This is a genomic window from Pseudomonas sp. 3296 (genome assembly GCF_031456615.1).
In the GTDB taxonomy this organism is placed as follows: domain Bacteria; phylum Pseudomonadota; class Gammaproteobacteria; order Pseudomonadales; family Pseudomonadaceae; genus Aquipseudomonas; species Aquipseudomonas mucoides.
Genome location: NZ_JAVDUY010000002.1, coordinates 805,904 through 812,937, shown reverse-complemented (window position 1 = coordinate 812,937; position 7,034 = coordinate 805,904). Strand labels below are relative to the sequence as shown.

Below are 7,034 nucleotides of genomic sequence, written 5' to 3'. Positions count from 1 at the left end.
AAAACTGCGTAACTCTTTGTTTACCAAGGAGTTTTCCGTTTCGACTGCGCCGGAAGTGGGGCGAATTATAGACATCCAGAATCTGCCGTCAAGCAATGATTTGGCTTATCCATCAATAACTTGCCGAACGGTGCAAAACCACCCGATTCCTCTCTATATAGAAGGGGAAACAGCTCCCTTCTATATAGAAGAAGCCCTCAGAGCACCCCAGCCTCTTTGAAAGCAGCCACGGCATCAGCCCCGAGGCCCAACACTCGCTGCAGAACCTCCTCCGTATGCTCCCCCAGCAATGGAGGAGCATTACGGTATTCCACCGGGGTCTCGGACAGACGAATAGGGCTCGCCACCTGCGGCACCATCCCTGCCAACGCGTGGGGCATTTCAATCGCCAAACCACGCGCCTTGACCTGAGGATCAGCAAACATCTGCGCCAGGTCATTGATCGGGCCGCAGGGCACCCCAGCCTGCTCGAGCTGCAAGACCCATTCGGCAGTGGTCTTAAAGACTGTCGCTTGGCGGATCAGCGGAATCAACACCGCCCTGTTCGCCACTCGCAGCTTATTAGTCGCAAAGCGTGGGTCATCCGCCCACTGCGGTTGCCCGGCCACTTCAGCAAACTTGCGGAACTGACCATCGTTCCCAACGGTAAGGATGAAGTCGCCGTCCGCTGTAGGAAAATCCTGATAAGGCACAATGTTCGGGTGCGCGTTACCTAAGCGCTTGGGCGCATTGCCCGTCGTCAGGAAGTTCATCGCCTGGTTAGCCAGACAGGCGACCTGAACATCCAGCAACGCCATGTCGATGTGCTGACCGCCGCCGTCGTGATCCCGATGCGCAAGCGCTGCCAGAATCGCCACCGTCGAATAGAGCCCGGTCAAAATGTCTGTCAGCGCCACACCGACCTTCACCGGCCCGGCGCCCTCATCCCCTTCCGGCCGCCCCGTCAGGCTCATCAGGCCACCCAGACCCTGGATCATGAAGTCATAACCCGCACGCTTGGCGTAGGGGCCGGTCTGACCGAACCCGGTAATCGAGCAATAGATCAGATTCGGATTAATAGCCTTGAGCGACGCATAGTCCAGCCCATAAGCCGCCAACCCACCGACCTTGAAGTTCTCGATCAGGATGTCCGACCTGGCGGCCAAATCACGCACCAGCTTCTGACCTTCCGGACGCGTGAAGTCGATGGTGACCGATTGTTTGTTGCGATTGGCCGACAAGTAATAGGCGGCCTCGCTGGTGTTCTCGCCATAGGCGTCTTTCAGAAAAGGAGGCCCCCAGGCGCGCGTGTCATCGCCATTGCCGGGGCGCTCGACCTTGATCACCTCAGCGCCAAGGTCCGCCAGGATCTGACCGGACCAAGGCCCGGCCAGTACCCGCGATAAATCCAGTACCCGCAGATGCGAAAGCGCGCCCATGGACGTTCTCCTATTAATAGAACGCCTGGATGCCGGTTTGCGCGCGACCGAGAATCAGTGCGTGGACGTCGTGCGTACCTTCATAGGTATTCACCACTTCCAGGTTGACCAGATGGCGCGCGACACCGAACTCATCGGAGATGCCGTTGCCGCCCAGCATGTCGCGCGCCATACGAGCGATGTCCAGGGACTTGCCGCAGGAGTTGCGCTTCATCATCGAAGTGATTTCGACTGCCGCAGTGCCTTCGTCTTTCATACGACCCAGACGCAGGCAGCCTTGCAGCGCCATGGTGATTTCTGTCTGCATGTCAGCGAGCTTCTTCTGGATCAACTGGGTGGCAGCCAATGGTCGACCGAATTGCTGACGATCCAGGGTGTACTGGCGAGCGGTGTGCCAGCAGAACTCGGCAGCGCCCAGTGCGCCCCAGGAAATGCCGTAACGCGCGGAGTTGAGACAGGTAAAAGGACCTTTCAAGCCACGGACGTCCGGGAAGATGTTCTCTTCAGGAACAAAAACGTTGTCCATGACGATTTCGCCAGTGATGGACGCGCGCAAGCCAACCTTGCCGTGAATCGCCGGAGTGCTCAGGCCTTTCCAGCCCTTCTCCAGAACGAAACCACGGATGTCGCCAGCGTCATCCTTGGCCCAGACCACGAACACATCAGCGATCGGGCTGTTGGTGATCCACATCTTGCTGCCGGTCAGGCTGTATCCGCCTTCCACTTTGCGCGCACGAGTAATCATCGCGCCCGGGTCGGAACCGTGGTTAGGCTCGGTCAGACCGAAGCAGCCAATCCACTCACCGGTAGCCAGTTTCGGCAGGTACTTCTGCTTCTGGGCTTCCGTGCCGAATTCATTGATCGGCACCATCACCAGCGAGGACTGCACGCTCATCATCGAGCGGTAGCCGGAGTCGACTCGCTCGACTTCACGAGCGATCAGACCGTAGCTGACATAATTGAGGCCGCTGCCGCCGTACTGCTCAGGGATGGTCGCGCCCAACAGGCCGACTTCACCCATTTCACGGAAGATCGCCGGATCAGTCTTCTCATGACGGAAAGCTTCGAGAACGCGCGGGGCAAGCTTCTGCTGAGCGAATTGTTCGGCAGTGTCGCGAATCATGCGTTCTTCTTCAGTGAGCTGTTGATCCAGCAGCAGAGGATCGATCCAGTTGAAGCTAGCTTTACCGCCCATGAGTGTGTCCTCTCGAATCGGGGTCAAATTGCGTGGACTGATCCTAGGCCGGGTTCGGTATTACGGCAAACGAGGATTTTGCATACTGTTGTGCTAATTTCTCACTCCGTAACATCGCAAAAGAGCCTTTATGCGATGGATTAGTGAGGTTGACGTACATGCGCAGGAAAATCCCCAGCACAACGGCCCTGATCAGCTTTGAAGCGGCCGCACGCCATGAAAGCTTCACCAAGGCTGCCCAGGAGCTTTCGCTGACCCAAGGTGCCATTTGCCGACAGATCGCCAGCCTGGAGGAGTTCCTTGGCGTCGAACTGTTCCGACGCTCGCGGCGTGGTGTGAAGCTGACGGAAGCCGGACTTTCCTACAGCCGTCGCGTCGCCACACAACTCGATGCGGTGGAGCGGGACACGTTGTCGGTGATGGGGCAACAGGGTGCCAACGTGATCGAACTGGCGGTGGTTCCGACCTTTGGCACCCAGTGGCTGCTGCCGCGACTCAAGGACTTCCAGCAGAAGCATCCGGAAGTGACAGTCAACCTTACGAACCGTACTCGGCCCTTTCTGTTTGCCGACACTGACTTCGACGCGGCGATTTACTTCGGTGACGCCGACTGGTCAGGTACTGAATCCCACAGGTTGATGGGCGAAAATCCGATGCCGGTGTGCAGCCCGGCCCTACTGGGCAAGAAGGCAAATCTGACACCCGTCGAGATCGCCGAGCTCCCCCTGCTGCAACAGACCACCCGCCCATATGCATGGCGTCAGTGGTTCAACTCGCAGAACCTCAATATCCCTCGGGACATGACAGGACCGCGCTACGAGCTATTCTCCATGCTTGCCCAAGCGGCCATGCACGACATGGGTATCGCACTGATTCCTCCGTTCCTGATTCAGCGCGAATTGGCGGAGAAGCGCCTGGTGACAGCCAGCCTGCAGGCATTGTCGAGCATCAAGGCTTATTACCTGATGATTCCCGAGCGAAAGGTGGAATCGGCGTCTTTAAAGGCATTTCGCGACTGGCTGCTCAATCAAGCGCACAGCTACAACCTAGAAGGTTAAAGGCTTCAGCTAATTAACTGACCCCGTAGTCAATAAAGTAAAAGCCCTACAGATATAACTATATGTCGCATATACACAGACTGTACCGAGAAACAGTACAAACGTCCCACAAGCGCCTGATGACGTGGCTTTGCGCCGCTATCGGTAGCCAATGATGCCTCATTCACCGTAAAGATATGTAATTTGCAAATTTTCAACGAAACCCCTTACAAGTCACGGCTTTCAAGGGCTTGAGCCGGTTAGTTGCGACATTCGGTCACGGGGTGACTTGTAGTTAATTTTCCGTCACCCGTCATAATCCCTTGAAGGGCACAAAGTTCGCCTGCAAAATGCCGCGCCCCGCCCTGATTCGGCGGGATCGTGCTGATCGGCCGCCCCAGCCGCACCATCCGAAGTGCCTGGGTTTACTCAATAAGATCACGCAGGAGATTTGACGTGCACATTGGTGTTCCTCTCGAAACCCAGACGGGTGAAACACGGGTTGCTGCAACCCCGGAAACCATCAAGAAGCTGATCGGCCAGGGTCATAAAGTCACTGTGCAAAGCGGCGCCGGCATTAATGCCAGTGTTGTCGACAGTGCTTATGAAGCGGCAGGCGCATCGATTGGCAGCGCCAACGATGCGTTTGGTGCCGAGCTGATTCTCAAGGTGGTCGCTCCCAGCGACAGCGAACTGACGCTGATTAAAAGCGGCACCGTTGTGGTGGGGATGCTCAATCCGTTCAGCAATGAAACCATCGCCAAGCTCGCCGAACGCGGCATTACCGCCTTCGCCCTGGAGGCCGCGCCACGCACCTCCCGCGCGCAGAGCCTGGATGTGCTGTCCTCGCAAGCGAACATCGCCGGCTATAAAGCCGTGTTGCTGGCCGCGCATCACTATCCGCGCTTCATGCCAATGTTGATGACCGCTGCGGGCACCGTGAAAGCGGCGCGCGTGCTGATTCTCGGCGCAGGTGTGGCCGGTTTGCAGGCGATTGCGACGGCCAAGCGTCTGGGCGCGGTGATCGAGGCCTCGGACGTACGTCCGGCGGTGAAGGAACAAATCGAATCCCTGGGTGCGAAATTCGTCGACGTACCGTACGAAACCGATGAAGAGCGCGAATGCGCCGTCGGTGTCGGCGGTTACGCGCGACCAATGCCTGCCAGCTGGATGCAGCGTCAGGCCCTGGCCGTGCACGAACGCGCCAAGCAGGCTGACATCGTCATCACCACCGCACTGATTCCGGGTCGCAAGGCACCGACGCTGTTGAGCACGGAAACCGTAGCGCAGATGAAGCCGGGCTCGGTGGTCATCGACCTCGCGGCGGCTCAGGGCGGCAACTGCCCGCTGACCGTGGCGGATCAGGTCGTCGTCGAGAATGGCGTGACCATTTGTGGCCCGACCAATCTGGCCGGTGCAGTGGCGGCAGACGCTTCGGCGCTGTATGCACGCAACCTGCTGGACTTCCTGAAGCTGGTCTTCAACAAAGAAGGCCAGTTCGAAGTGAACCTCGAAGACGATATCGTCGCCGCGTGCCTGATGTGCCGCGACGGCCAAGTCATCCGCAAAAACGCCTAAGCAGGGATTCAGACGATGGAAGAGCTTATCTCCCCCGGTATCTACAACCTGATCATCTTCGTGCTGGCGATTTATGTCGGTTACCACGTGGTCTGGAACGTTACACCTGCACTGCACACGCCATTGATGGCCGTGACCAACGCCATCTCGGCCATCGTTATCGTCGGCGCCATGCTGGCGGCGGCGCTGACCGTCACGCCACTGGGCAAAACCATGGGCACCCTCGCGGTGGCCCTGGCGGCGGTGAACGTCTTTGGTGGCTTCCTGGTGACTCGCAGGATGCTTGAGATGTTCAAGAAAAAAGCCCCGAAAGTCGTAAAAGAAGAGGCGCCCAAGTAATGAGCATGAACCTTGTCACGACGCTCTACTTGATCGCGTCGATCTGCTTTATCCAGGCCCTCAAAGGTCTGTCGCACCCCACCACATCCCGGCGCGGCAATGTGTACGGCATGCTCGGCATGGCGTTGGCGATCCTCACCACCGTTGGCCTCATCTACAAGCTGGGCGCCGAGCTGGCCACCGCCGGTATCGGTTACGTCATCGTCGGTCTGCTGGTCGGCGGCACCGCCGGCTCGATCATGGCCAAGCGCGTTGAAATGACCAAGATGCCGGAACTGGTCGCCTTCATGCACAGCATGATCGGTATGGCCGCCGTATTCATCGCCATTGCTGCTGTCGTTGAGCCGCAGTCCTTGGGCATCGTCAAGCAACTGGGCGACGCGATTCCGGCGGGTAACCGTCTGGAGCTGTTCCTCGGCGCAGCCATCGGTGCAATCACCTTCTCCGGTTCGGTGATCGCTTTCGGCAAGCTGTCGGGCAAGTACAAGTTCCGCCTGTTCCAGGGCGCACCGGTACAGTTCGGCGGCCAGCACAAGCTGAACCTCCTGTTGGGCCTGGCGACGCTTGGCCTCGGCGTGACCTTCATGCTGACGGGCAATCTGAGTGCCTTCGCCTTGATGCTGGCCCTGGCCTTCGTGCTTGGCGTGCTGATCATCATCCCGATTGGCGGCGCGGACATGCCGGTCGTCGTGTCGATGCTCAACAGCTACTCCGGCTGGGCGGCGGCGGGTATCGGCTTCTCGCTGAACAACTCGATGCTGATCATCGCCGGTTCGCTGGTGGGCTCAAGCGGTGCGATCCTCTCGTACATCATGTGCAAGGCGATGAACCGTTCCTTCTTTAATGTGCTGCTCGGCGGCTTCGGCAACACTGCCGATGCAGGTCCGGCCGGCGCCAAGGAAGCCCGTCCGGTGAAATCCGGCTCGGCTGACGACGCGACGTTCCTGCTGACCAACGCCGACACCGTGATCATCGTTCCGGGCTACGGCCTGGCTGTGGCACGGGCGCAGCATGCGCTGAAAGAACTGACCGAGAAGCTGACCCATCGCGGCGTGACCGTGAAGTACGCGATCCACCCGGTTGCCGGTCGGATGCCTGGCCACATGAACGTCTTGCTGGCCGAGGCCGAAGTGCCTTACGACCAGGTGTTCGAGATGGAAGACATCAACTCCGAGTTCGGTCAGGCGGACGTGGTGCTGGTGTTGGGCGCCAACGACGTGGTCAACCCGGCCGCGAAGAACGATCCGAAATCGCCGATTGCCGGCATGCCGATTCTGGAAGCGTTCAAGGCCAAGACCATCATCGTCAACAAGCGCTCGATGGCCAGCGGCTATGCCGGTCTGGACAACGAGCTGTTCTACCTGGACAAGACCATGATGGTTTTTGGCGACGCCAAGAAAGTCATCGAGGACATGGTCAAAGCCGTCGAGTAACCCTCAGCGACACACAGAACGCCCCGACTCGTCG

7 protein-coding genes are annotated in these 7,034 nt (G+C 58.7%); 5 read left to right on the top strand and 2 right to left on the bottom strand.

Annotated elements, in window-relative coordinates; all coding sequences use genetic code 11:
• Nucleotides 1-220, top strand: a 220-nt coding sequence (locus J2X66_RS08220; RefSeq protein ID WP_310263053.1) for a hypothetical protein, incomplete at its 5' end; no start/stop codon positions are given.
• Here the strand turns inward: J2X66_RS08220 and J2X66_RS08215 are convergent.
• Together J2X66_RS08215 and J2X66_RS08210 are read right to left on the bottom strand one after the other, a co-directional pair.
• Nucleotides 198-1,418, bottom strand: a complete 1,221-nt coding sequence (locus J2X66_RS08215) for a CaiB/BaiF CoA-transferase family protein (protein WP_310263051.1) — start codon at nucleotides 1,416-1,418, stop codon at nucleotides 198-200. The genes J2X66_RS08220 and J2X66_RS08215 overlap by 23 nt on opposite strands.
• A gap of 13 nt (nucleotides 1,419-1,431) precedes the next feature.
• Nucleotides 1,432-2,613, bottom strand: a complete 1,182-nt coding sequence (locus J2X66_RS08210; protein WP_027926097.1) for an acyl-CoA dehydrogenase — start codon at nucleotides 2,611-2,613, stop codon at nucleotides 1,432-1,434.
• Nucleotides 2,614-2,771: 158 nt separating this feature from the next.
• On the opposite strand from J2X66_RS08210, the gene J2X66_RS08205 reads away from it, so the two are divergent.
• The 4 genes from J2X66_RS08205 to J2X66_RS08190 all read left to right on the top strand — a co-directional run bounded on the left by J2X66_RS08205 (nucleotide 2,772) and on the right by J2X66_RS08190 (nucleotide 7,000).
• Entirely contained in the window at nucleotides 2,772-3,671 is a 900-nt protein-coding gene (locus J2X66_RS08205; protein ID WP_310263048.1) for a LysR family transcriptional regulator, read from the top strand.
• 435 nt (nucleotides 3,672-4,106) lie between these two features.
• Nucleotides 4,107-5,228 carry a Re/Si-specific NAD(P)(+) transhydrogenase subunit alpha gene (locus J2X66_RS08200; RefSeq protein ID WP_310263044.1) on the top strand — a complete coding sequence of 374 codons (1,122 nt, stop codon included), beginning with the start codon at nucleotides 4,107-4,109 and terminating at the stop codon, nucleotides 5,226-5,228.
• A 15-nt stretch (nucleotides 5,229-5,243) separates the two neighbouring features.
• On the top strand, nucleotides 5,244-5,567 hold the full coding sequence (locus J2X66_RS08195; RefSeq protein ID WP_007947884.1) for an NAD(P) transhydrogenase subunit alpha: 324 nt from the start codon (nucleotides 5,244-5,246) through the stop codon (nucleotides 5,565-5,567).
• Nucleotides 5,567-7,000: an NAD(P)(+) transhydrogenase (Re/Si-specific) subunit beta gene (locus tag J2X66_RS08190; protein ID WP_027926100.1), complete on the top strand. Its 1,434-nt coding sequence runs from the start codon at nucleotides 5,567-5,569 to the stop codon at nucleotides 6,998-7,000. The genes J2X66_RS08195 and J2X66_RS08190 overlap by 1 nt, the downstream gene beginning before the upstream one ends.
• The last annotated feature ends 34 nt before the right edge of the window (nucleotides 7,001-7,034 follow it).